Source organism: Salmonella sp. SSDFZ69 (assembly GCF_004010755.1).
GTDB classification, from domain to species: Bacteria; Pseudomonadota; Gammaproteobacteria; order Enterobacterales; family Enterobacteriaceae; genus Salmonella; species Salmonella enterica.
Genome location: NZ_CP034832.1, coordinates 185454 through 211458, shown reverse-complemented (window position 1 = coordinate 211458; position 26005 = coordinate 185454). Strand labels below are relative to the sequence as shown.

At 41.9% G+C, this 26005-nt stretch carries 23 protein-coding genes; 13 read left to right on the top strand and 10 right to left on the bottom strand.

What is annotated here, in order from left to right; all coding sequences use genetic code 11:
• Positions 1-1107 precede the first annotated feature (1107 nt).
• Entirely contained in the window at positions 1108-3564 is a 2457-nt protein-coding gene (locus tag EOS98_RS24330) for an Ig-like domain-containing protein (protein WP_001572417.1), read from the bottom strand.
• Between the two features lie 372 nt (positions 3565-3936).
• Here EOS98_RS24330 and EOS98_RS24325 point away from each other — a divergent pair, with 372 nt between their 5' ends.
• Positions 3937-4563 carry a hypothetical protein gene (locus EOS98_RS24325; protein ID WP_000966519.1) on the top strand — a complete coding sequence of 209 codons (627 nt, stop codon included), beginning with the start codon at positions 3937-3939 and terminating at the stop codon, positions 4561-4563.
• A gap of 57 nt (positions 4564-4620) precedes the next feature.
• Here the strand turns inward: EOS98_RS24325 and EOS98_RS24320 are convergent, their stop codons facing one another.
• From EOS98_RS24320 to EOS98_RS24305, 5 genes are all read right to left on the bottom strand, one after another.
• A complete protein-coding gene (locus EOS98_RS24320) occupies positions 4621-4902 on the bottom strand; it encodes a hypothetical protein (RefSeq protein WP_000535422.1) in 282 nt (93 codons plus the stop codon).
• Entirely contained in the window at positions 4883-5332 is a 450-nt protein-coding gene (locus EOS98_RS24315) for a hypothetical protein (protein WP_094875903.1), read from the bottom strand. Before EOS98_RS24315 ends, EOS98_RS24320 begins: the two co-directional genes overlap by 20 nt.
• A 60-nt stretch (positions 5333-5392) precedes the next feature.
• A complete protein-coding gene (locus tag EOS98_RS24680; RefSeq protein WP_000070863.1) occupies positions 5393-5569 on the bottom strand; it encodes a hypothetical protein in 177 nt (58 codons plus the stop codon).
• Positions 5566-7257: a DUF4942 domain-containing protein gene (locus EOS98_RS24310; RefSeq protein WP_042634269.1), complete on the bottom strand. Its 1692-nt coding sequence runs from the start codon at positions 7255-7257 to the stop codon at positions 5566-5568. The genes EOS98_RS24680 and EOS98_RS24310 overlap by 4 nt, the downstream gene beginning before the upstream one ends.
• Before the next feature lie 247 nt (positions 7258-7504).
• Positions 7505-8668 carry a hypothetical protein gene (locus EOS98_RS24305; protein WP_000114859.1) on the bottom strand — a complete coding sequence of 388 codons (1164 nt, stop codon included), beginning with the start codon at positions 8666-8668 and terminating at the stop codon, positions 7505-7507.
• A gap of 369 nt (positions 8669-9037) precedes the next feature.
• Between EOS98_RS24305 and EOS98_RS24300 the strand changes: the two genes are divergently transcribed.
• The gene (locus EOS98_RS24300; protein WP_001121575.1) at positions 9038-9850 is read left to right on the top strand and encodes a DNA adenine methylase; all 813 of its coding nucleotides are present in this window, start codon (positions 9038-9040) and stop codon (positions 9848-9850) included.
• An 8-nt stretch (positions 9851-9858) separates the two neighbouring features.
• Here EOS98_RS24300 and EOS98_RS24295 read toward each other — a convergent pair whose 3' ends face one another.
• The 4 genes from EOS98_RS24295 to EOS98_RS24280 form a co-directional block, all read right to left on the bottom strand.
• A complete protein-coding gene (locus EOS98_RS24295) occupies positions 9859-10692 on the bottom strand; it encodes a hypothetical protein (RefSeq protein ID WP_001426339.1) in 834 nt (277 codons plus the stop codon).
• A 255-nt stretch (positions 10693-10947) separates the two neighbouring features.
• Complete coding sequence (locus tag EOS98_RS24290; RefSeq protein ID WP_000838218.1) at positions 10948-11664, bottom strand: zinc finger-like domain-containing protein; 717 nt, start codon at positions 11662-11664, stop codon at positions 10948-10950.
• Positions 11661-11861: a hypothetical protein gene (locus EOS98_RS24285; RefSeq protein WP_000594931.1), complete on the bottom strand. Its 201-nt coding sequence runs from the start codon at positions 11859-11861 to the stop codon at positions 11661-11663. The genes EOS98_RS24290 and EOS98_RS24285 overlap by 4 nt, the downstream gene beginning before the upstream one ends.
• Before the next feature lie 17 nt (positions 11862-11878).
• On the bottom strand, positions 11879-12934 hold the full coding sequence (locus EOS98_RS24280; RefSeq protein WP_001065779.1) for a hypothetical protein: 1056 nt from the start codon (positions 12932-12934) through the stop codon (positions 11879-11881).
• A gap of 476 nt (positions 12935-13410) precedes the next feature.
• Between EOS98_RS24280 and EOS98_RS24275 the strand changes: the two genes are divergently transcribed.
• From EOS98_RS24275 to EOS98_RS24220, 11 genes are all read left to right on the top strand, one after another.
• Positions 13411-14286, top strand: a complete 876-nt coding sequence (locus tag EOS98_RS24275) for a RepB family plasmid replication initiator protein (protein WP_000594612.1) — start codon at positions 13411-13413, stop codon at positions 14284-14286.
• A 1148-nt stretch (positions 14287-15434) separates the two neighbouring features.
• Positions 15435-15788 carry a hypothetical protein gene (locus EOS98_RS24265; RefSeq protein WP_000423602.1) on the top strand — a complete coding sequence of 118 codons (354 nt, stop codon included), beginning with the start codon at positions 15435-15437 and terminating at the stop codon, positions 15786-15788.
• A gap of 17 nt (positions 15789-15805) precedes the next feature.
• Complete coding sequence (locus EOS98_RS24260) at positions 15806-16156, top strand: type IV conjugative transfer system protein TraL (protein ID WP_024152015.1); 351 nt, start codon at positions 15806-15808, stop codon at positions 16154-16156.
• A gap of 11 nt (positions 16157-16167) precedes the next feature.
• Positions 16168-16956, top strand: coding sequence for a TraE/TraK family type IV conjugative transfer system protein (locus EOS98_RS24255; RefSeq protein WP_000783153.1), 789 nt, complete (start codon positions 16168-16170; stop codon positions 16954-16956).
• Positions 16956-18227, top strand: a complete 1272-nt coding sequence (locus EOS98_RS24250; protein WP_000592090.1) for a type-F conjugative transfer system secretin TraK — start codon at positions 16956-16958, stop codon at positions 18225-18227. The genes EOS98_RS24255 and EOS98_RS24250 overlap by 1 nt, the downstream gene beginning before the upstream one ends.
• Before the next feature lies 1 nt (position 18228).
• Complete coding sequence (gene htdO, locus EOS98_RS24245; protein WP_000521240.1) at positions 18229-18690, top strand: plasmid transfer protein HtdO; 462 nt, start codon at positions 18229-18231, stop codon at positions 18688-18690.
• Positions 18680-20035, top strand: coding sequence for an IncHI-type conjugal transfer protein TrhB (gene trhB, locus EOS98_RS24240; RefSeq protein WP_000351841.1), 1356 nt, complete (start codon positions 18680-18682; stop codon positions 20033-20035). The genes htdO and trhB overlap by 11 nt, the downstream gene beginning before the upstream one ends.
• Before the next feature lie 7 nt (positions 20036-20042).
• Positions 20043-20525, top strand: a complete 483-nt coding sequence (locus EOS98_RS24235; RefSeq protein ID WP_000377633.1) for a hypothetical protein — start codon at positions 20043-20045, stop codon at positions 20523-20525.
• Positions 20526-20643: 118 nt separating this feature from the next.
• The gene (htdT, locus tag EOS98_RS24230; protein WP_183079335.1) at positions 20644-21396 is read left to right on the top strand and encodes a protein-disulfide isomerase HtdT; all 753 of its coding nucleotides are present in this window, start codon (positions 20644-20646) and stop codon (positions 21394-21396) included.
• A 9-nt stretch (positions 21397-21405) separates the two neighbouring features.
• Positions 21406-22356 (top strand): IncHI-type conjugal transfer lipoprotein TrhV, encoded by a 951-nt coding sequence (gene trhV / locus EOS98_RS24225; protein ID WP_001022587.1) that lies wholly within the window; start codon positions 21406-21408, stop codon positions 22354-22356.
• A gap of 8 nt (positions 22357-22364) precedes the next feature.
• A complete protein-coding gene (locus tag EOS98_RS24220; protein WP_000387412.1) occupies positions 22365-25046 on the top strand; it encodes a TraC family protein in 2682 nt (893 codons plus the stop codon).
• Positions 25047-26005 lie beyond the last annotated feature (959 nt).

The window sequence follows — 26005 nt, the reverse complement described above, 5'->3', positions numbered from 1 at the left end:
AATAAGTTATCACTGAATGTGTAAACAGATTGGTGAATAGTAAGCCCCAGCGAACTCTATGTCACTGGATGGATCATTGTGATGATCCATATCTGTGCATAAGTTCTACCTAAAAAAACGACTCCACTCATTAAAACTTGGCAAAAACTCTTTGCATACAATGACCTGCAACTCTTATCAACAACGGATCAGATCAAGTTAAAAAGATCTAATGAAAAGTCACTACTATTGTCGCTCTGATCACTACTGATGTCAAAAAACTCATTACCAACGTTATAATAATCACTACTAATGTCAAAATAATCACTACTGTTGTCACTGATCACGTCTCAGGCCTTGTGCCGTCTGGCCTGGAGGCAGCGGGGATCTCTTTTGATCTATCAGGAACACTAAGGTACTAATTATTGGAACTACCTTGTGGAAAATGGGGATAAATAAATGCTTAGTTCTTATACAGGTCTCAACTTGCCTCCCTGATAAAAACTGTCGTCAAAGCTAAATCACAGCCACAGGCATTTTCGGTGGATAAATTTTTGAGAAATAGAAGCATACATGCAGACTCGTGTCGCAAGTAATTGAAAGTAATGATTTATTTAAATAATGCGAGTCACCTTACCTCACAGTGGAAGTTTAAGTCTAACCTCACTACCATTGTCACTTAAAATCATTACCAACGTCGAAATAGTCTCTACCATTGTCTTTTAAGTCACTCCCGTTGTCACTTATGTCGCTACTGTTGTCAGTGACAATGCTCCAGCCCAGTAACCATGCGGCCTACAGCGTACCGGGATCTTCTTTGTACTCTCTGGCACCTTTGGGATCATTTATTGGATCTACATGAGGGATAAAATCTTTTGACGATTTCGTAGTGCAGTTATACCAGCGACTTAGCAAGACAAAAGCTGCAATTTAGTGACGAGTTACTAGTCTGCCCAACAAGAGCAATGCAGAGAAGATATGTGGTGAAATGACCATGGTAGTGAGTCTAATCACTACCATGGTCCGCAGTAAGCGTTACTTACGCAATGAACGTCGGACTGATTTGCAACAACATGGGCTACGGCGCATCAGAAGGCGGCCGTTGTGCTTCAGCAAAACAGCCCTGCTTTATTTTAATTCTTCAATGTTAATCATGAACTCAGATCTGCCAGTAAGGCCGGATACAGCAGGGAAAATAGGAAAGCTACGGCTGTCCCCGAGCCCCAAATCCAGTTGAAGCTCTTTGCTTTCACCTGGCATCGCAGAAACGCCATTTACAGTCACGCCGAATGCAGCGTCCTTACGGACAGTAAGCACTGCGTCCTGAAGCCCTGTAGCGATTGAACCATCCTTTTTACGCAGCTGGCTGGCATACAGAACAGCCAGAGCAGTATTGTCAGATGTTTTGAGAGAAGCATTGACAGCTAAGGTTTTCAGATTCTCTAGCCTGACGAGATTGTTTGGAAGGTAGTTAAATTCGACTGAGCTTTCTTTAACGTTGTTCATCTCATCTTTGGCCTGAACTGTGAGAGTGTATGTTTCGCCTTCATTAAGAGACGGAAAGATCTTGGGATAATTAGGTGCATACAGGTTGTTTCCCAGATTCACCCAAGACAATTCCACCGCATCAGAAACAGGGCCACCGCGAAGAGTCATACGGCTTAAGGATGGTTTAGTTAGAGCATCGGTGAGCTGTATACGGACGTTCTCCAGCCCATATACTGTTACGTTTTTGCTGATCGGTTTTCCTTCGTAGCTAATACTTACAGATGGTGCTGTATTATCAACGACAACTGTTTGATAAGGGAGGTTACCGGTATTGTTGAATGTATCTTGGGCATTAATCACCACGTTATAACTGCCTTCTGGTACCTCTTTCATGTTGAACTCATACGTGTAGTTCCCAGACGCCATATTTCTACCTGTTTGTTTGCCGGTTACGCTTATTTCTGCGTTGTTACGGTTTTTATCTGACAACCAAACTCGATTTACATAAACATGGTCGAAATATGAACCATCTCCAGGTTGATTCACGTAAACCTGGAGAATGTTGGTGGTTTCATTGTAATCAAATCCAGTGACGGAGGGACCCAGTGTATGCCAGGCTATATTCTCCCATATAGGGGCAAAGAAGGTTGCTTCGGTGGTTGACCTTACTTCATAGCCACTATGAAGATAACCGGTAGTGCCATTTATAATATCCTGGGGCAAAGAGACGGTACAGGTTGTTGAGCCAGCTGGAATACTGCATGTTGCTCCGCCAGTGATTTTTTGATCATATGGCCTGGCCTGTACATTGAATCGGATATTAGTAAGTTTTATAGGCATATCAGATGCCTTGAACAGGTTCCAGTTTACGCTGTTGAACCATGTTCCATCAGCCTTTTGTCGTTCTATGGGTGAACTTCCCCAAGCCGGACTCTTTACAGAGGCAGGATCCCAGTTGAGCCAGCTGGCATACTGACCAAGATCTCCTCCAGACCATTGATATGTATTCACAGGTCTATAGTAGTTTCCATCTAAGGCACCCTGTGGCAGCTTAACTTCCACGTAGACATAGGTGGCATCTTCGGAAAGGACCTGTACTCCGCCATAGTTATTGGTAATGCTCATGCCACCATTTCGATATGGCTTCCAGTTAGTTCTTGGGATACGTATAACCAACTTGTAGGGGTTTTCCAGCACTGTAAGGCCTCGTTTAAACGGGACGTATCCCGAAGAAATGCCGGGTACAACACTGGTGCTTACACGTGAGTCATGAACTGCAAATGGCGTAAATTCTCCCATTTGATCGTCATATAAAAACCGCTGGGGAGGAATGTTAAGCGTATTTCCTGCCAGGTCCGTAACGATGAAATTGAAGGTGAATTCTTCATCAAGATCACTTGAGGGCATGCCAGCCTGGGTGTTCATATCTTTAATCCACGGATAGAACGCACGTTTATTGGCTGTGTCATAACTCAGGTTATTGTCGGAGACCACAGAACCATTACTTCGTTTAATGACAAGACGGATCTTGTCAATTCCACTAGCATCCTCAATACCGTCTGCAAATATAGAAAACTGGCCACTACCGCCTCGGCCCAACTCCCAAAGTGGCCCAGAAAGTACCATGTCGTAACCTGCGTTTTGACTCGGATAAATACTCTTATAGCGTGGAGGAGTTGTATCAACGATGAAATGATAAGTAGATGTGCTCACTACAGTCTGGCGAATATCCAGAGTTTCATTGACTACAGTAAAGGTCCCTTCTCCGAGCGCCGGTAGAACCATATCCTTTCCATAGTATTCTGTTCCATCGGCAGCAACGATACGATCTGCAACGCTCGTTTTGGTCGAGACGGAGGAATACATAACCTTTTTATCGCTGTCTCGTGTGACCGTCACTCGCTCGTACCGATCAAGACCCGATATCAAGTTCAGAGTCAAAACACCAGCGGGATTAAGATATGTTTGTGTTGCAGGTTTGATATTCCGAACAGCCTTATTGGTATCTGTAAATGAGTAGCTAAATACCTGAGCATGTGCCGAAGATACAGTAGCAAGGGCAGTTGCAACCATGCAGCCAATTAGAGTTTTACGCATATGATGCTCCGGGAATAGGTTATAGCCTTATTCTACGGATTCAGCCTACAAGGTCCGGTCGGATAAAGTGATAATTTGCCTGTTAAAAGAGACATCAAGTGAGAAAGCAACCAACGTACAGAATGCAAAATGGCGGCAGTGCATCTGGATGACGCAAAAGTAACTTTTTGTATCCACTTTTTTGGATTTTAGCCTTCAAAATGAGTATTCAACCAATCATAAAAGTAACTTTTGATAGACGCTGCTCCTTTATGTTTGCCAATTGTGCTGATATGTTTGTAAATTCAAGGAAGCGAGATTTTAAAAGCATCTGTTGAGTCAAATTTATGTAAAATAACAGGGAAACCATCACTTCTAGGTTGAGGAAACCCAATGTTATACATGCTCTTATGCTGTTTTCTGATGCTCAACAGTACATTCGTTATGTTCAGAGCAATGTCTGCAATAAGTAAAGGATCCGCTAAAGAAAACCGGTCTGAAATATCGCTGATAGTCCTAGCAACACTTGGAATCGCATCACCATTCATTGTCGCAATGATTACTATTAATGAAAGTATGACATCTAAAACAGTAACAGATTTTTCTTTGGGTGCTCAGTGGTACGGAATGGTTTCAGCGGTAGCGCTAATGGGGTTATATGCTCGACGCGTTTGGAAAGAGAAGAAGTCCTTATTTACTGGCGCTTTCCTGGCCTCTTCCTTAATGGCCTTTATTTTTACTGACAGCCTTGTTTTCGTATCCCAGAAGGACACCGGCGTTCTGGCTACTTTCGTACTCGATAAAAACGCTGGAGATATTGATTGTAGTCGCCCGGCTATGATTGTCCATTACAGTAAAGGTGTTCCAACGGACTGGCGTTGCCCAACCAGTATCATGTTGATGGCGTATTCTTCATATCCTTTTTTACCCTGGCCTGAGTATAGCCATGGTACCAGCCAGTCTCTTACGGTTGTTATTGATACATTTATGGAAAACGCTGTTAATCTCAGCCAAAAATAAAAAATAAACCTCACTAGTGAGAGGTTTTATAAACCTGAGCCACCAATCTAATTAACTCTATATTTTTGTTTTAGCTTTTTTAAAGATAGACTTACCGAATAAAACAGCAATTATAGAGCAAAGGCCTGGCGTTAGGACAAAAGCTAATAATGCACTGCCAAAACTTGTCATTTCAGGCACCAGGAACCAGCTGATAGGCCACGTCAGGGCTGGTAAATTTAGCGGATCATAAAGCGCATGTAGAGCGCTTAACACACAGTAAAGTGCTAAAAAGCAAACTAGATAAACAACGATCCACATTTTAATTTGCTCAGCAATTTCAAATTTTGGACTGCCCATGCTTTACCTCAGTGGCTGAATATTGATGGTTAATATCTTTAATCACCCGTAAGCACTTAGTGCATACCTTAGTTCGATTTGTCTGCTTGTCCAGAGTGTATTTAACTTCAAGTTGACCTCCAGCATTAAGCAAAGTGAGCATCTCATCTTCTAACACGCTTCGGTAAATGGTCTTGGCCGAGAGTGTGCCCGGTAACGAGTACTCAACATAATTGTTTGAAACTCTTACCGATTTAGGGATTTTACCACTGAGCTGGGTTTCATTCGTTGAAGGCATTACAGTTACTTTAATCACAGTTGCCGGTGACCAGAAATCCTGATAACGCACTTTATGAATTTTATCAGCTCTAAGGCCTAACCACACATTTCCGGCGATAAGAACAATAAGCAATCCATAAACTGATCGTCGAATGTTACGCCTTTTAATCACAATGTCCCCCATCCCTCAAATATCATTCTAAATAACTGCACCAGGATATCATGAGCGTAATTAATAGAATTCTTCATAACCGGGGTTTTCAGTTGAGTTTGCGGACTCTTTACTTTGCGGTTTCTCACCCTCTAGTTGAGTATCCCTGACAGGCTTGGATTTACCCATGCTCCTCTGAAAGGTATCCATAACAAACTCAATATCTTCTTCTGGCAGGCTGGTGGGTTGGTTGCTCATAGGACTTCCTCTTGTTGAATACGTTCGGCGTACAGGATGCGAACCGAAACGGTCGTGTTTTCAAACTCGTTCTCAAAAACGTCCATCCATTCCGTCCGGAATTCTTCCCCCAAAAGGTTATCGAGCCCCTGAAGAGATAATGGAAGAACGGCTGCTAGAGATCCCCCGGCTGCGAGATGAGATGCAGCTGCCTGGAGATGCAGCCTGGCCCGGTTATCGGCAAAAGGTGGGTTCATCACGACATAATCAAACTTCTTCTGTTGATTAGACTTAGACCATGTGAGGAAGTCAGCTTCTGTCGTATCGTATCCCTTAGCCCGGGAGATAAGGCAATTCAAAGTATCAAGCTCGATGCCAGTAACGATCACACCGGCAGGGAATGATTTAAGCAAATCCGCATGGCCAATATTAGGCTCCAGGAGGGTATCCCCTTCCCCTGCACCAAGCAGGGAAGATACATATTCGCTGATTCGGCAAGATGAAGGGTAAAACTGATGCGATACAATATCAGGCATCTCCCCTATCTGGCCGATGTAACGAATAACCTCACACGGATCATAGGAAAATGTCACATCGTATTTTGTTACTGTTGCCCCTAAGAACCGAAGGGTGTCAGCGGCAACACTCGAAGATTTGCGTTCGGCGAGAGACCCTAAAGATGTCCAGCAACTCCATTTATTGTCCCCGTCATTTTTAAACATCAGTTCAGAAAGCTGCATCCGGGTATCAAAGTCGATGCACTGCTTAAGTACAGGGAATGCCTCCAAAGATTTCTTGCTATGAGCCATACGGTCGGCAGGTAATGCCAGCGGTACGATAGCTGATAAAATATTGTTAAGCCGCTCGGCGATATCAGGGTGGACGTCAATATGCATTGATCCATTTTTGTAAACCCTGAAACGAATACTGTTGCCATCGATGCAGATCCATTTTCTGAACCCCTCATGTTCGACCAACGCCTCAACCAATGATTTGGTGTTATGGATCGCCTTCACCTGTTCGCCACGGAAGAATGCGCATATAACGCGGAGCTCGCTCAGCGGTGAAATGCCAGACTCTTTAAAATCCACCCTTAATTTCTGCCAGGGGTATTTAGACGGCTCGCAAACTCCGGTAGTGATCATGCGGGTGGAGAACCCAAAAGCTTTGTTTGTCTTGTGACTGCGGCTCAGAGACTGGAAGACGTCGTAAACCCTTTCTTTAATAAATTGATTGCGGTCATTAAGCAAAGCAACGACTGTGCCCACTACAGCGTCAGCTGTGAAATCAGGGATCACCTGAGGCGGCATAATATAACGGTCGGCCGTAAACTGCTTATCCCATTCGTTACGTTTGGCATCCGACATGATAGGCAAAACATCAGTGAGTGCCATAACGCATTTCCAGTATTCTGATCTCAGAGCGTTTTCTGCGAACAAAGCATCCGCTTCTGAGATGCTGTGGTTGTAGCCTGAGAGATAAGAATAAAGTTTCTGGTGATTGTGGGTTTTGAACTGGACAGCCATGAGTTTCAACAAGCAGAGTTCATCATTATAGGACTCAACAAGATCCGCGATAATGCCGAGCTCTTTGCGCATATCTGGAAGAAATGTTTCAGGAGAGCTAACCACCAGGCTATGAGAGGTTGTTAAAGCCAGTACGCTGTGACCTGCATTATCGGGTTTAGCTTCAGAATCAAGAGATGACATTTTACCGGTCCTTTAGAAAAAACTTTTACCAGGATAGCAACGTCGCTCAGTAACCTAATAGGTTCAGTGACACGAAAAAGTTTTTTATGTCTCTGAATAAAACTTAAAGATGTCAACTCATAGAAAGAAGCAAAAAAAAAGCCCCGCATAAACGGGGCAAGAACGATACATGGAGGTTTAAAAAAGGCGGGCAAAAAGCCTGAATCCTTAATGACTCTGACAAAACCAGCACTTTGCCAAAAGTAAATTATTCTGCGTCCGGCTGTGGGTCAGTATCCTGATCGGTCTCTTCCCCTGCCTTCTTAGCATTTTTTTTACGTGGGTATTTTGGCTTCTCACCATTAAGTTTTGCCTGACGATTCTCCGCACGGCGAAGCTGCTTGTTCTCTGATTCTGTGATCTCTTTTGAAAGATTTCTCAACATCTCCAGAGTACTGCGGTTCAACGTAATGTTGATTTCTTCGTCAGCACTTGAATCTGTCAGCTCCGGCAATTCAATATCCCCCAGTTTCTGTAATAAGCTGGTGGTGATGAGTTTGACGCCTTCTACGGCTTTTGTGGCAATAACCGGCGGAATCCGTGCTGGCTTGAAGTCTGAAGGTCTGACTCGTACCTGACCATGTTGGGTTTTTTTCACCGTGATGCCATTCGCATCGGCCTGCTCAAGTTCTGCGATCATCTTCTTGATACGTGAAATTGCTTCTGTTTCGCCGAGCTCATCGATCAGTGAAAGCACGTTAACATACGAAATAGCGTCAGCATGAATCCATTTCTTGATAACAACAGAACAGGTTGTCAGGCGGATAAGAGAACTGATGGTCGTCGGGCTTTTATTTTCACGTTGAGCAATTCGTTCGAGTGACCAGCCAGCAAGAGAATGTAGGCGACGATAGGACTCGCCAAGCGCAACAGGAGAAAGCGCAAGACCACGGTTACCATCAATGGTCGCGAGCTCACAGCCAATTTCATCTTCTTTAATCTCAACGCAAAGGATTGTGATGTCATGATCTTCATCACATGCCATCATTGCGGCTTTTAAACGGCAGTGCCCCTGGCGAACAAAAGGTACCCCATCAATGACACGTACTCGGATAGGGTCTACATAGTCACCTCGAATGTAGGCATTCTTGATGTTGTAGATGTGTTCTTCAACCTCAGGGAGCTTATAGTAATCGTCACCCATTCCCATTTCGCGGGAGTTGAAGCCTGGCGTGACCTGAATTACTGAAGGGTGGATAGCCCATGCTTTCTGGTCACTTACTTCAGTACAAAGTTCAGGGTTTGCATCACGGAACTGTTTAAGCCCAGTGACGTAACGGCCTGTGCCAGTAACTACTGAAAAGGCAACATGGGCCGTTTTAAAGACCTTGTCATTAGCTTGCTGTGTAGGTTCTGTCAGTAAAACACTCATAGGGGCTCCGTTACATTTTTCTGCTTACTTTCTGCGTAGCGGGGATACTACCGAAAAAAAAATTCATAATTTTTCGCAAAAAAGGTACTTTTTGAGCCTATTCTGATTTTTTACAAAAAAAGGTGGCTCCCCATTACTTGTGATGGCATAAAAATCGCTTCATAAACAAATACATAAATCCAAAACATAAAGTTCAGGTATAAGTGAGGAAAAATCTTATAAATCCGAAATGCTGAAAGTCAAAACTGTGCGTCTTAAACAACTTTTTTTTGCTCCCTAAGTTATTAGTTAAAGCCCGTGGTTAGGTACGATACCAGCACCTAAATTTCTCTCTCAGGTATAGACACTTTGACTCGACATCTCAGACACATGCCGATAATCAAATGGGCTGGTGGAAAAACGAAACTGATGCCTTTCATCAGCCATCACTACCCACACGATCATAGTTGCCGGTGGGTAGAACCCTTTATAGGCGGTGGTGCCGTTTTTCTGAACATGTTTGCACAAAATGCATTGCTTGCAGATAGCAATCCAGACTTGATCAACCTATACAGGACTATTCAAAGACAGAAAACTAACTTTATAAATCAGGTCCAAAACTTGGCGGATAAAACCTTTGTCGAAAAGGACTACTATGAGATGAGGGACCGTTTCAACAAAACCTGTATTTCTGGTCAATCGCTTCAAAGAGCGGCTTTGTTTTACTCCCTGAATCGCCTGGGCTATAACGGTATGTGCCGCTATAACTCAGAAAGAATCTATTCAGTGCCGTGGGGGAAACATACAGAACTGAAGCTTGACCTCAATAAAATAGACTACCTTTCATTTCGTCTTTCAGGTATTGAACTGATCACCGCTGGTTTTGAGGAGACTCTGGCCGCAACCGGTGAAGGAGATCAGATTTACTGTGATCCGCCATATGACAAAACAAGCAAAACTAGTTTTGTCAGTTACGATGGTAAACCGTTCAGCCAAAGCGACCACGTGCTGTTAGCAAATATGCTCGTTGACGCTCACAGAAAAGGCGCTGCTGTTGCGATATCAAATAGCCTGACATCATTCACTTTGGGCCTCTATGAAGAGCGTGGATTCGTCATACACAGACTCAGCGCTTACCGATCCGTAGGAAGTAAGCCGAATACACGGAAAACGGAAACAGAAATACTGGCCGTGCTGAAATAGAGTAAATTCTAATCAACTAGGCTAATCCATTCCTCAAAAGTTAATACCTCAGGGTAAGTTCGTTGAACATAAGGTATAAACTGAAGCTCTTCTATTCTCCGGTCGCCCCTCTTTCCTTCGCAAATAAATGAAATGAGTCCTTGCTGAGAAAGGCCAGTAAGGACGCTCATAAGTCTTATATTTAGACTTTTAAGCTGTAAGTCGTTATTAATGTCCTCCACTTTATGAGAGCTCTGGCCTGAACGTTTAAGATACTCGTAAACCATGAAATTCGAATTTCGTCGTTTTAACAATTTTTCGGTTATGCATTCCTGAATGAAGTCGCCAAGAGCATCTAAAAGCGGACTGAGAACTACCGGGAAAGTTAATGTGTAACTTTGAGAAGTTTTAGACAAAGTGAATGAGTTTAGAAAGCTAAAGTTTAGTCTCTTTTTTGAATATGGAACATAAGCGACAAGAGTAGTCGACATAACAGTAAGTAAAGCTTCAAGATGGTTCACTGTTATTAAAGTGGTTTTATCTGTATTTCTAAGATTATGGAAATCAATAAACGCTACTCTTGAACGGCTAAGCCAATCTTGTACTTTAATGTCGATAGAAAATTGCGAGATATGATTTGAACATTCATTTTGGGTGATAGGGCATGCAGACGAAAGATGGTTATGGATTATCATGCATAGCACAAAAAAAGGAAAACGGCAGGCTGTGGGGCATTGAAAACCGGTTAAAGAAAGCTTAGACGTTTCATATGCGCTTACCGGAAAAGTAACTTTTCTTAACGTTGGCTTTGACGATGTTCTTGCATTTTTACAAATGAAACCGAGACCCAGATCATTGTGCATTTTAAAGTCCATCTCCATCATCACCTTTTAGCCTTAACTGTATGGTATTGGTATACAAAAAATTAAAATTATAATTAATAAGATTATCATTTTTTTACAATAGAAAAGGTTCTGATAGAGGGGAATTTAAATGTAAAAGATTTATACTCGCAGATCTTTATGAGGGATAAAACCCATTGCGTAAGCAACAATATTACGTGAGTGAGTCCTAACGACAGTTAAAGTCTTGGCTCTATATTTAAGCAGCAAAAACATTTAACTGTCTTGGAGTTTATTTAACTTAAAAACTGTTATTGCAGCATAATTTTTCGAATCAAATTCATAGAATTTTCTGACTTTTCCAGTCAAATGATAACGTTCACCCAATAAAATGTGATCCTGTTTATCGGCCGTTAAAGCGATCCCGTCATTTCTAACTTTACCAGTAAATGTAAAAAAATAACTCCCTTTACTTTTTGCGTACGCGGCCCTGACTTCAGTAAATGTTAGTTCAATGCTTATGACCTGGCCGATATTGTAGCTATGTTTTAAAATTTCTTGTTCATTTTCCGGAGTTTCAGACAACATCACATCAAAAGTTGTAAAGAAACAATCCAGCTGGCGTTCTGTCAAGAAACGGTTATTGTCTAATTGCGCCAATATACTATTAGAAAACTTAGTGTTAGCCTTTTTTGCTTTCTCAATAAGGACGTGGTTTCTGGATTTCCATGCTTCGAGTGTTGGGTTAACACGCAGTTCCGGAATGTTATCGAGAAAGGTAATTGGCTCTAGTGCCACTAATTTTTCAATAATGGGTCCAACTGTTTGTACCCCATGACACTTTTCACATAAATCAGCCCCTTTGTGGCCTGTGCCCGCACATTCGTTACATTCTCTTTCGATAGGTGCATAATAATTTCCATCTCCGTTAAGTGATACATTCACTGAGGCTGGTACCATATGACCATCAAGAGTAAAGAAAAGAGATTTCATTTTCGAAACACCTCCAAACGTGCCTCTACGATTGCTACAGCTTCTTTCACAGTTTTTTCATAGTGGTCATGCCCTTCAGGAAATTGATCAAAACGTTTACCGTGTTCTAACTCTTCCATGTTGCGTTTAAGGACTTCATGAGTTAGAAGCAAATCACTATAATTATCGATAAGAGTCAGCTTTATAGGTTTAATCACTCAACTAATCCTCGTTTTTAATATTCCTTAAGGAGATCTCGAATTTCCAGAAGCTCTTCTAATTTTGGTTTAGAAACAATGATTGCTGTATTTTCGTCGTTAAGTAAAGACAATAAAATATTTAGCTTTTCATCATTCAAGATTATTTGAACACCATCATTGGAAAATATTACATTATTACTATTAACATTTTTGAACAAGTGTGCACTATCTCTACCAAATTTTAGTTCTGTTTGAGTATTCGTTATAGATTCCGTATGTGTACTTTCCACAAGCTCAAGAAATTCAGATTTTAGCCGTTCTGTTTTCTTATGCGAGAGGCGCTTAATACCCAAAGTCTTACGAGTGACTGCCGAATTTTTCTTTTCTGGTCCGCCTTTATTTAAGGTGTCTGGTCCTGCTCCAGCTGCATTGTGTTCAGGTATGCCTACAATTTTGCTCGTTGTAGTCTCAATATTCTTAACGCCAGGTAAGAAACCTTCTATATGTTTTAAAACCATTTTGTGATCGTTGGAATATTTTAACATTATTTCAATGGCGAGCGTTTTTTTGATTAGATTTAGGCTAATCAAACGTTGAAGCTCTAATGGCATATCAAGGATTTTTAGCATATTACGAATTGCGGTAGTTGATCGTTGATATCGCATTGCTAGTTCTTCAACCGAATACCCGAGACTAACAGCATGAGCTAATGCATGAGCTTGCCCAACCGGATTTAGCCCATTGCTTCTGTTACCATCGAGGTTCTCAAGGTATTCTTCAATTTCGTTTTTATAATCGATTAGGATAACAGATAATTTTGGAATATTAGCACCTTCAGAAATTGCTAATTTTAAGCCATGAAAACGAGTATGACCTTGACGAACTAAATATTTACCTTTTCTTTTTACGACCTTGATCATATCAACCTGCCTTCCTTCCTTAAAGGCTTGTTTGATTGACACAATCATCGACTTGACAGGTTCTTGTTCGTAACACAAATCTCCGATTACCGCCTCTCGGGGATTAAATCCCTTTTCAATTTCAACTAGATTAGTATCCACTTCAATGACTGTATGTTTGCTGTTGTTCATATCTTCCTCCTGTTTACTACATGATACATGAACCTCAAATTTGCCAAATAGGGCTGATACATCTAAAAGGTAAACTCAAAAAATTTGCTTAATAAAATTAAAATAAAAACTGTCTTGAATAAAACAATGATAGTAGACCCTCGTTCATTTCCGTTTGCGATCTGTAGATATTGTTAAAGGAGCGCTATTCCTTGTTTTATATGGACTTATCATTGTTTTCAACAGGATAGATCAATTCTTTAGATCACTAAAGATCAATAGAGTTCAAGTAAAGATCACGGCATCTTTAACTCATTGATTATAGTGACTTTATGAAAGGATCCGGCATTCGGATGCATGCGAAAAGCATTTGAATGAATAAGGAAGGCATTTACTGGAATGCTTATGGCATTTAGGTTAATGCGTAAAAAGCATTTGCAAGAATATGTTATAAACAGTTTGCCAAATGAAAATCTTATCACCGACGAGTTAAGTTAATGATTAAAAACAACGAGTTAATCCATCCTTTTGACGTAACCAGTAATGAATCAGGTAAGACTTATCAACTGACGCCTAACTCGTCCAAGTCGGTTCAGCCCGTGGCCCTGTTGAGATTGAGTGTATTTACCCCTGTCGGCACAAAAGAAAACCGCGACCGAAACTTTGAAGTTGATGCCTCTGATGAGCTTTCGTGTATGGAAATTGCAAGATCGGAGGGTTATGACGACATCAAGATAACTGGTGTCAAACTATCTATGTCTACCGACTTTAAGTGCTGGCTCGGGATCATCATGGCTTTCAGTAAATATGGTTTTACTTCCGAGAAGATTACCCTGACTTTTAACGAGTTTGCGAAGATGTGTGGTATCAGTTCAACAAACATCAACAAACGAACTCGTGCGCGCTTTAAAGAGTCATTAATGAACCTTGCATCGGTAGTGCTTGCCTTCTCAGACTCTCGGAGTGGTCGGTTCACAGTAACGCATCTGGTGCAGAAGGCTATGATTGATCCAAAAAGCGATACTGTTGAGTTGGTTGGGGATCCTTCTATGTGGGAACTGTATCGTTACGACCATAAGACATTGTTAAGCCTTCAGGTTCTATACATTTTGGCTAAAAAAGAAGCTGCGCAATCTCTCTATATTTATTTTGAAGCAATGCCAGCTGGTACGTTGTTCGTTAATATGAAACGGTTGAGGGAAAGGTTGCTTCTTACAACCCCTATTCGTACGCAAAACCAGATAATTCGTAAAGCAATGCGGGAACTTGAATCTATCGGATATCTCGATTATCAAGAAGTTAAGAAAGGTCGCGACATACAATTTCAGATCTTCAAAAGAAGCCCTAAGCTGGCCCTCGCCAAACAAGGTTGAAAGCTACCAGGTATGCACTGGTTATAACATGCTGAAAAATAAGTTATTTATCAGTGCTATGCTTAGTGCTTCTTTTACTACTGGTCTTACATCTCGGCTTAATGTGCAAAAAAGTAACTTTTCAAACGAACTCCTGACTATTCATCTGTATGCCTTTCTGGCTCAAGCGTACATGCTAGCCCATTCATTAAATGCCGTGGAGCAAGATGGTTTCGTGCGCACTCTATTCACGTGAATGCCTTTTGTGGATTACGCCTCTTACATTCATACAAATGCTTTTGATGTCGGTATCCCAAAAAATCATTCATTGAAATGCTTTTGTTTGCCACTGTATCCCGAGCATAGCTATGCAGTGGTATAAAAAGGCATTTTGGTGAATGGCATTAGGTCGAATGACACACAGTACAGCTTTGTTAAGAGCGAGAATGGTCCAAGACATCTATGACATTGGGCATCAGAAGGACTATGTGTTTGATATGAGATCAAAAAAATATCAGAAGCATCACAACTCCAATGGCATTCAAAGAAATGCCTTTGTTTTGTTAGTACACCAAACAACCCAAAATTCATGCAGTTATATCAAAGACTCATTCGCAAAAGGACTCAGCCAGAAAGCATTTGCTTAAATAGCATTGGCCAAAAGCATTCGAATGAATGATGTTCATATGGACAAGACAAAGTCCCACTCACGCCCAGAGGTGTAAAAGGCATTTAGATGAATGACGCACCGGCCGAGGATTGTATGTAGTTTCTCCAACTGATAGTTGCCGAACCAGGGAGCACAGTGATATGCGGCCTTCTCAGAATCAAGAGATAGATATTAAGGGAACAAAAAAGATTAGATATGAAGCTTAGTTACCTGCCCGATATCTAGTTAGAGCTTTTCAAACCATCAAAAGTGACTTTTATGCTTGAGGAGTCTCATCAGCTTCAGGATTGAGCTTAACGTAATCTTACCCCCTCCCCTCTTTCAAACTTTTACTAAGCGTTCACTGGTACTTTTCAAAGATTATGCTTTAGGCCCCTTTGCTTAAAAATTCACCAATCGCTAAACGTTAAAAAAAGGGGGTTTATGCGAACGGAAGGATCGGAATAAAAAAGTATTATTCATTCGCGTTTACGTGAACTCAAATCTACACGGAGTAATTATGGAACTTTCTTTAAATATTGGCCTTAGTGAAAAGAAATCTAACACGGCTGCACTTTTTAAAACAAAAAGCGCAAAAGTGATTTTGTTTGTTCTGCTGACCGTGCTTTTTTGCGGTCTGGCATATGCGGGTTCAGATGATGGGGCACTGGGAGATATTTGGTCATACATGAGTGAAAGTATGACTGGAGCTCCGGGCAAAATTCTGGCAGCCGCGATGTTGATCTCAAGCGTATATTTCTCTGTCCTTAAGCCTAACCCGGGCCTGGCACTGGTTTCATTATTCATGATGCTGGTAATGGCCAACGGCGAGAAAATTATCAGCACCTTTATGGATGCTGGCGTACCGCTGTAATTTATTGTTAATCATGCATGAGGGGGTTCATCCCCCTCTCTGGATTTTTAATGAGTAAGCAGAACGACGTTCCTCAGCATACCTATAGATTCCCTTTCAGGATCAACATGCCTCTACTGATTTTGTTTTGGGATGCAAAAAAAATAGGGCTTGCATTCATTCTGGTTGCATTTGGGAATATCTTCGAATGCTTCGGGTTTTCTGTTGTAGTAGCGGTTGTATATTGGATTGCGTATAACAAAGCAGCTGAGTCAGGAATAAGAGGATTGCTAAAACACAGACTCTGGTGGCTCGGTTTTTTGCCAGGTAAAGCAGTTTTTAGTAGCCGTTATTTCAACGATCCATTTATCAGAGATTTGTATTCTTGATGGAGCTATGAATGAAAATGCTAAGTGGCATTAACATCCCTTTTTTCAAAAAATCTAAAAAGGATGAAAACGGTGATCTTGAACAGTCATACGTAAAGAAAGATGAAAGTGCTAAGGGACGTTTTTTGGACATTAAAAAACGATTTAGCCCACAAGCTGAAGCGTCAGGTGCTGGAATTACATACAGCGCCCTGATTAATCGTGATACAAAACTTATCCGCATTAATACTGTTTCAATAGCCGTCATTGGGTTATTGGTTGCAAAGATTCTTTTTTTCACTGACCCAGTGACGATTGTTACCCCTCCAAACATGAATGAAGAGATCACGGTTGTTGGTAACAAAGCATCGGAATCTTATAAAACACAATGGGCTCTCTTTTTTAGTACCCTTTTAGGGAATATTAATCCAACTAATATTTCCTTTGTGACGGCCTATGTCCTCGATGCCCTTTCACCTGAACTACAGGCTAAAACGAGTGAGTCTTTACAGGAGCAGATAAATATCATGCAGGCTCGTGGTGTTGAGCAGACCTTTAAGCCTAATGATATTTACTTTGATCCAAAAAATGACATGGTCTATGTCTGGGGTACCAAAACGACTCGACTTGTAAATGTTCCGGACAAAACTGAATCATCGAAATGGACTTATGAATGGGTTCTCGGGATGAAAAATGGTCGCCCAAGAATTGCATATGTAAATCAATATTCCGGAACACCGAATATTAAAAAAATTACGATAAACGGCAAAGAGCAACTGGCAACGCTGGATAATCCGCCACCGTCTACAGGTAACAAGTGATGATTAAAAAAAAGGGCTTAGGGTTCAACGCAATTACCGCATTGATCATGCTCACGACTTCGAACTGCGTAATCGCTGAAGAATACCAATTGCCAGCAACAATTAATAACCCGGTTGTAATGCCAGTTGGTGCTGACGGATTTCAGAATGGAGCTGCAAAAGCCATTATTCCGGGTCAAGCTGGTTCTGAACAGTCAGGTGCACAAACAAACCTTAGTGAAGCCGGTAATGCGCAGGGACAAAAACCTACAACTGATCTCCCTACCGTGCAACTTTCCCCAGCCAGCAATGCTTCGCCTGCGGTAAGCGCTATTACTGGAGCATTATCAAATAATCCTAGTCTCCCCGGATTTGACGCACAGACCCGCTCTGGTGCAATTGATAGCTATGGGAGACCAACAGGTACCTCTTCCCAGCAGAATGCAACCAATGCGACCGCCACGTCAAAAGCCGATGAACTTTATGTCGAAGCTCGTAACCGATATAAAGAAGTTCAGCGTGTAAATGTGCCGCCTGGTGGGAATGTGGTACTGCCAGTTTCACGAGGACTTCAAAACAGAATATCGACCAGCTTCAAGAATGCTTCTGTCAGCACTTCTACCCCTGCTGAAGAGGCAAGCATATTTGTTAATGGTGGCGATGTCTTTATTTCAACTAATACCGATAAACCAATCGGGATTATGTTGTCGGAAGATCAGGTACCTGAATCGACCTATAACCTGACCCTGGTACCGCTTGATGTTCCCGGTGCGATGATTTCAGTTACTACATCTTTAAGCCCATCTATGCAAGCCAAACGTGAAACCTCATTGGATAAGCAAAACTATGAGGAAATGTTGGCCCGCTCCCAGTCAGAAGAACTGGCTCCATCGGATCCAAAACAAGACGATCATAAACAAAGAATCATTGATTTATTGACTCCTGTGGCTCTTGGTGAGGTCCCTTCAGGATTCAGTTTACAACAGGACCGACTTTCTCGTATTCCTGCGTCAGAGCAGTCCCCATGTAACTTTAATATGTATGCAAAGCTCGGTCAGAGACTGGTTGGCTCACGTGAACTTATTGATGTAATTCTTGTGAAAAACGATAAACCATACGGTCAAATCGTTGCTGATCAGCAGTGTATGGCAGAAGGCGTTATTGCAAGTGCTTTATTTGATAAAGCATACCTGCAACCGGGAGAAGAAACAGAGCTTTACATAGTCCGGGATAAATTGTTCAAGGAACGCGAGGCCCGGGTTACAACCAGACCAAGTCTAATCAGAAAATAATATGGGAAAAGTTACTTTGCCTGCTCTGCTTGGGGCCACCGTGATTGGTTTTGTCGTATTTGCTTTAACCAGCTTTTACTACAGGTCAGAATATATACCAAAAAGGAGTGTATTAATCGTTCCGGACGCACCCATTAGTATCGAAGATGGCAGTAACGCTTTTCCCGTTCAGACAGTAATAATGAACGATCCAACTCTTATTGATAAATTTGTAGGAGAGGACAATATTAATGAGGAGAATGCTTTTGACTATCACAAAAGTAACGTTTTGGAACCTAATTACAAACATGAAATATCTAGAACGAGCCAGATAGATAAAGCTGAAATGAATCATCCATCTGTTCGTGAAAACTGGGCCAGAGCAGGTGATCCCTATATCGTTCCTCAGATGTCTGACAGCGAACGAAATCTAAAAATTAAACGATTCCAGAAACCTACAAGTGGAGCTAATCATGGACATTAAAAAGGCCTGGGAAAATAAGACCGTCAGACTTTCTGTTATTGGCGCTCTGCTGGTAGTGATTGTTTATATTATTAGCCAGTCTATTTTTTCCACACCAGTTAAGAAAGAAAAGAAAACACAGAAAAAAGACATGCAGACCAATTTGTTGTTAGATGATTCGCAAATGAACAAATTGAGTAATGAAGAAAGCCAGAAAGTATATAAGGAAATGGTTAAGCAAAACCGACTTGATCAAAATGCGGCGAAAGAGGACCGCGAAAAAGCAGAAAAAGCCCAACAGGAAACTAAAGCCCAAGTTGCAAGTTTAACTTCTCAACTTCAGCAACTGTCTCAGCAAATTAATGATATGCAGACTAATCGAAACGGCAATCGTAACTTGGATGCTGGTAGTTCGCGTAAAACGATTAATGAGCAGGCACCGGCAGCTCCTTATCAGCTTAATGCTAATGCGCCGATTAATGGCGTAAACCCTAATTACGCGTCTATCACACCTACGCGTAATAGCCCGATGAGAACAATCACACAAAGTTCCATTAAGACTAATGGTACCGATGGTGTCATTCAGGTTATGCCCGTGTCTGAAAACAGAATCAAGGAAGGCAGAGAGGTCATTGCAGGAGATAAAGCGCCTACTCGGACTGTACGAGGTGATGGTACTGCGCCAGTTGATAGCAAAGCGCGGCATGCTGCCCGAAAAGATGAAATGTTTCTTCCGGCAACATCTATTATCACTGGTGTTCTGATTACCGGGCTTGAAGCGCCTACAAGCCTTTCTTCCAAATCAGAACCAATGCCAGTAACAATGCGTATTAAAAAAGATGTCATCATGCCCAATAATTTCACCATGGATTTGCGTGACTGTAACCTTCTGGGTTCAGCTGTTGGTGATTTGGCGTCACAGCGTGCTTACATACGTGCCACTTCTATCTCTTGTGTTAATTCAAAAGGGAAAGCTTTTGACGTAAAACTGGAAGCATATGCTGTAAGTGAAAATGACGGAAAAAATGGGATCCGAGGCACGCTTATCAGCCGAAATGGTAACGCAATTGCAGGAGCTGCATTTGCCGGTGGACTTTCTTCACTTGCCGGTAGCTTAAGCCCCAGTAAGGTATCTTCACTTAACATCGACCCTAATTCACAGGCTCAGTATCAGTCCCCTAATTTTGGTGCACTTGGGGCATTAGCCGGGGCTGGTGCAGCTCAAGGTGGCCTTAATCGACTCGTCGATTACTACACCGCAATTGCAGAACAACAGTGGCCAATCGTAGAAATTAGCCCTGGCCGAGCTATTACATTTGTCGTTCAGACCGGAACTACAATTCCAACGAATCTGACCAGTCGCTGAGGTTTAAATGGATAGTTTAGAAAAAAAAGAATCGACTGAATCAGCTGGACCTGAAATCACTAAAAAAATGGTGCGAGAAAGGACAACAAAAAAAATTACCTTCGAAATTGATATTGAAAAAATATTGAAGTATTTATTTTTCTTCGCCTTTGCCGTTTTGGTCATTATTTATGGTTATAAAGGCTTTATGAATGTTTACGATTACTTCAATAAACAATCACAGCCTTCGTACAAGATTGCAGTGCTTGACATGCCTGAATTACGTAAGGAATTTTTCAAGCATCACGGAGGCCGTACTGCTGACAATGATAGAACTCAATTCGAAGAATATTTCAGAACATTAATGAAGATCTACCGTGACCGTGGCTATTTAATTATTGATGCAACGCTTGCCGTTACTGTACCGGATAGTGTTGAAATCGTCACTTATATGGAACTTGAAGATAGCTCTGAAGCGGTACAATCAAGTTCTTATAATGCAAAGAAGTAGAGGGCACCCAATAGTGAAAAAGTTACTTTTCCCTTTAATGGCGGCTTTCGCCATTATGGCGAATACGGTCACTTATGCTTCAGAGCAGGTCCTAACTAATAGTGATGCTGCTGCGTTAATGGCAAAGGCAAAGGAAGGCGGCGTTTCACCCAGTCAGATCTCGGGTGCGTTATCAAAAATGAAAGGATATAAACCTAAGGATGCCATATACATTCCTTCTGGTGGGCTATACCTCTTTCAGGACGAGCGTTCGCAGCTAATGGCAGTAACGACCGATGGCCGATACTCCCTTACTGGGGGAAGCCTTGTTGATGTAATTAAACGTAAACCTGTTCTGACTGTAGAAGAAATCAGAAATTCCTATTTTATTAGTCTTGATGAGGCCCCCTTCCCTCTGGAAACTGTAGCGTCCATTCATCTGGGAAATTCAAAGCTTAAGAGACAAGCAGCCATTTTCTTAACACTTGATTGTGACGGTTGCATGGAACTTGTTAAGAAATTTTATGCAGATCGGGACAAGTATCGGATAGATATTGTTTTAGTTCCCTCACCCGGTGAGCCAAAAGAAGAGCTTAGAAGGCTCTGGTGTAGTAAAGAAAAAGGAAAAATAAACAACCTCGATATTCTTCGTTGGCTAATGGGAAGCAAATCCGACATTGAAAAAAGATTGCTCTCTCAAAAAGAAGCAGAAGAATGTCCGGCGGAACCTTTGGTAGCGTCATTGATGCTCGCAGGAATTTATAAATTGCAGGGTGTACCTTCAGTTGTCAGACAGGATGGTTTGGCTGGTAATGGCATTCCAAAAGATTTCGACTACTGGTTGAACCAAAGCGTTGAACCTCTCTTAAAAAATCCATTTGAGACAAATTAAGGCTAGTTTATGAACATCAAAAGATTGGTACTCAGTGCTCTGGTTGTAGGTACATCCTCATATCTTACGGGGTGCTCCATCGGGAGTTCCGAATCCGAATGTCCAGGCATTGAAAAGGGCGTTATCTGTAAAGGTCCTCGCGAAGTTATGGAGTTAACTAATAATCGAGATGATCTGTCTGCACTTGCGGGGGAAGAGTCGGAATCGGGAAAGGAGAAATCGGCTGTCAATGACAGCCGTTATCCAACTGAAATTAGCCCTCCAGGGGAAGTCAAATATCCACAGTCTACAACCCTTAAAAATCAGCCTGTGGCTTATTCAAAAACCGAAATTAAGCCAGTTGGTCAGTTACCTGTCATGTACGATAAAACTTTAAAAATGGGTGCCCCTACTTCATCCATTGGACCACGGCCTATTTCTGGTGTACCGGTTAATTCAAACGTAAGGATGACTAGCAGTTATAGCACTGCCTCTTCAGCTGGTAACCCTTTCGTTCATCCGGCTGCGGAAGTCGTTAAACAAACAAGCTATCCGGTTTCTGCTGGAAATGCACCACGCTACGTTGCACCTAATTCTGATATCAGCCCTGGCAAGGATATGTACTCTCTTTACAATGGCCAGCCCGTTAACCCTACTCTCAACACTGGGCAGATCCAGCAATACCGTTCGCAAGGTTATAAACAAGCTGTAGTGGCTCCTGAACCACTTGCTGTTCTGCAACAGGGGAAAGTAATGAGAATTACTTTTGCACCTTATACCGATGATAACGATGCGCTTAATCTTCCCGGCTACGTTTATGTCAACGTAAAACCGCAAACATGGATTGCTGGCAAGAATTCGACCTCAAACCCAGCTCGCATAGTTCCTTTAGAAGTACAGGATGCGGCCCGGGAAAATATGCAGCAGCAACAAAAAGCAACTAAAGCTGTCTCTTCGAACGGCATTGTTAGACAACTGTAAGGTCAAATATGGAAGCTATCAATAATTACAATAGCGGTTTAAATCGCCATCAATTAGGTGGGTTTATCCCTGTTTACGATCAATTAGCAGGGACTCACTATTTTTTGATTGATGGCAACAGATTAGGGTTTATGTTTATCTGTAATCCATCACCTGGAGTTTTTGATAATCAGCAAGATGTTCTTGCTGAAATGTTCAAAATGGATTTTCCTACAGATACTGTCTGTCAAATATCTCTGACTGCATTGCCAGACTTGACTTTACAGCTTAGTGCTTGGTCAGCTGTGCGAGGTGGGCGTATGACTGGGAACGATAAGCTTAAAGCAGATCTGCTTAATGGTTATCAGTTGGACTACTACGACAGAAGTATGCATAAGCCTTTAAAACCTGATCATGATAACCTTATGTTGAGGGATTTTCAGGTATGGATCTCGCTATCGATTCCTTTACAGTCTGCCCTTCCTACCGAGCTGGAACATTCGCGTATCGATTCACTTTACTCTGAACTTGTAAGTAAGTTAATTACGATTGGACTGCATCCGTTTAAGGTCGATGCAGAAAACTGGCTCTATTGTATAGATAAGGTCGTAAACCCCGGAAAGAACTCTCGGTGGGCTGAAGGTTTTATAGACGTTAACACTATGAAAAGGCTTAATGAACAAGTTAACGTTCCCGGCCGTAAGTATACAGTCACAGAAAATCATTTCTCATCAGTCACACAAAGTGACGACGAATCTGAGCATCGTTACTTCAAACAACTTTCCGTTGTAAAGTTTCCTGAATACGTCAATTTCGGTTGTATGTATGAGTTAGTAGTTAACTGGATGCATGGACGTAAGACAATTTTCAGCCCATTTATGATCACTCAGACTGTTCAGTTTGCCGATCCGCTCAAGTTGTCAAAAGAAAACGTCCGCTACAAAGCAATCACTAATAAACAGGCAAGTATACCTTCAGTTGTCACATTCTGCCCTCGCCTGCGGGATATGGATAATGACTACATGGCCGTAACTCGCGAGCTTGAGGATGGCGCAAAGCTTTTAAGAGGGTATCTTACTTTCACTGTTATGGGTAGTAATGCCAATTCTGTGCAGACAGCAGCTAACGATCTCAAATCCTTTTACCTCGAAAGCCGGGTCAAAGTAGCAGATGATTCCTTTATCGTTTTCCCGTCATTTATGTCATGTCTGCCAATGTGCAATGACCCAAAGACAATTTTCGACCTTGACCGATCCGAAGTAGTGAGCAACACCGGAGCGGCTCATATGACGCCGATCTTTGGGCCCTGGAAAGGTAATACAGATAGACCAGTACTGAGTTTAGTTTCTCGTGAAGGTCAACTCATGGGACTTGATATTTTCAAGACTTCTGCAAGCTATAACATGGTTATTGGTGCAACGTCAGGTGCAGGCAAGTCATTCTGGACAGCATATCTAATCAATAACTATCTTGGAGCTGGACCGCGATCTAATAACCTCGTTCATTATCGCTCAACATTTAAGCATTTTTTAGAAAACGAATACCCAGATGATGATCCTGATGGTGCTCAAGTTTTTGTAGTGGACGTGGGGCGTTCTTACCAGGGGATTGCGGAACAATATACAAACAGTCAATTTATTGATTTCGGTAAAACCCCTGACTTCACCCTAAATCCCTTTGCCTTCCTAACTGACATCACTGTTAACGACGATGTATTTAACGAAGCACCTGAATTTACCGGTGAATCAACTTCAAACGATGCAGAAAAAGACAAAGTTGCTCAGACCATAATGGTTCTGAATCAGCTAAAAATTATGGCTTCAGAGAAAGGCCTTATCGATGATTATCAACAATCAGTGATGCTTCAGCTTATTGCAGAAGAGTACCAGGAATCCAGAAAATCAGGTCGGACCGGTTCAATAACCGGCTTTGCTCTGCGTTGCAAGAAGCATGAAGACAAACGTATAAAGGATATTGGGGAGCAACTCGGAGCATGGTGCGAAGGTGGAATTTATGGGCACCGGTTTACCGATACGTTGCCTCCAATCAACTTCGACAGCAGATTTATTGTTTTGGAACTGGAGGAGCTAAAAGGCACCCCCCACCTTCAGACAGTTGTTTTAATGTCTATCATTCAGGCTGCTCAGCATGCAATGTTCATCAAAAAAGATGGGCGTCGTCGCTTGTTCATCCTAGATGAAGCTTGGGAGTACATTCGTCCTGATAATTCATCAGGTGCCGGAAATCAATCAAACCAATTCTTCTCTTCCTTCCTCGAAGCGGCATGGCGTAGGTTCAGGAAAACAAACTGCGCTGGCATCTGTATCACACAGTCGTTTGAAGATTATTTTACTTCTTCTGTTGGCCGGGCCCTGACTGCTAACTCGCCTTGGAAGATAATCATGAAACAAGAAAAAGAAAGCATTGAAGCAATGAAGGCTAATAAATATTTTTCTACTTCAGATGCAGAATATGAACGAATGAAAAATATTCGTACAGTCAAAAAGGTGTTTTCAGAGATGTTAGTCAGGTTCGAAAACTTCCAAGAGATCTGTCGGTTATACGTAGACCGGAAAATGGAGCTTTGTTTTACTACGGATAGTGCTGACAGGAGTAAATTATGGGAAATTCAAAGCCGCGAGAATTGTAGCTATGGCGAGGCAATAGAAATTCTCTATGCTCAAGAAGTAGCAGCGGGTTTGGCCGCGTAGAGTAAATATCTTCAAGCAAAAACAATTAAACCAGATGTCTCATAAGAATCTGGTTTTTTATTGTATGCCTTAAGTAAACAAATGAGGTTATGACTTAATGAGTTCATCACTGTGCTGCAAATTTTGGTTTTATAATTAATATGGCTTAAAAACAGTGACATAATTACAAATCGCATTTAGGTTGTGTACGCATTAAGTAAACAAAATTTATAACATCAATACTGACTTTATAAGATGAAATTCACGTAAATTACATTTTTGTTTACCAAAGGTAATCAAAGGAGCGCGGCATTATTAGTGAAAACAGATCACTGGTGTCATATTGCATACAAAACTTAATATCCTTTAATCATTCTTCTAAAAGTTTAATATTAACGCTTTGGTTTATGAAAATTTATCCAATTTGCTCACCGAAGACTTTTAACTTATTTAACCCCCTTTATCGCCAATCTGTGATTTTCTAATGTTAGCCTACAGTTCTAGGGCCCTTGCTCCCATGATGCGAATCCTTCCACCTAATAAAGATTAACGCCTCATTCCTGTATGCCGGTCTTACGACGCCAGTGCACGGACAATTTTTGGTCATCACAAGGCCAGGCGGGAGATTTAATCAGGGCGTGGTGTTCCTTAGCAGCAGCTGCGGCACTGTAAGCCGAAGGCGGAATTAACTCCTTTATCGCCATCTGGGGACGTCATTAGGGGTACCCCTTTTAACTTGCTCAGGACCATTAAGCTAAAATTCCGGATAGTGATTGACGTAAGATTTAGGCTAAGCAGGTAAAGTGATCCCCGCTCCCGGGGTGACCACTTTATACAAAAGGCCGATCGGAAGATTGTCCTTAGGGAAATATTCCTTTAACACAGCACGGGCACTTACTGCCGCTGCCGGATTTAACCCCCTTAATCGCCAAACTGGGGTACTGTCCTGATGCTGGCCTTCAGTTCTGGGCTGGGTGGCT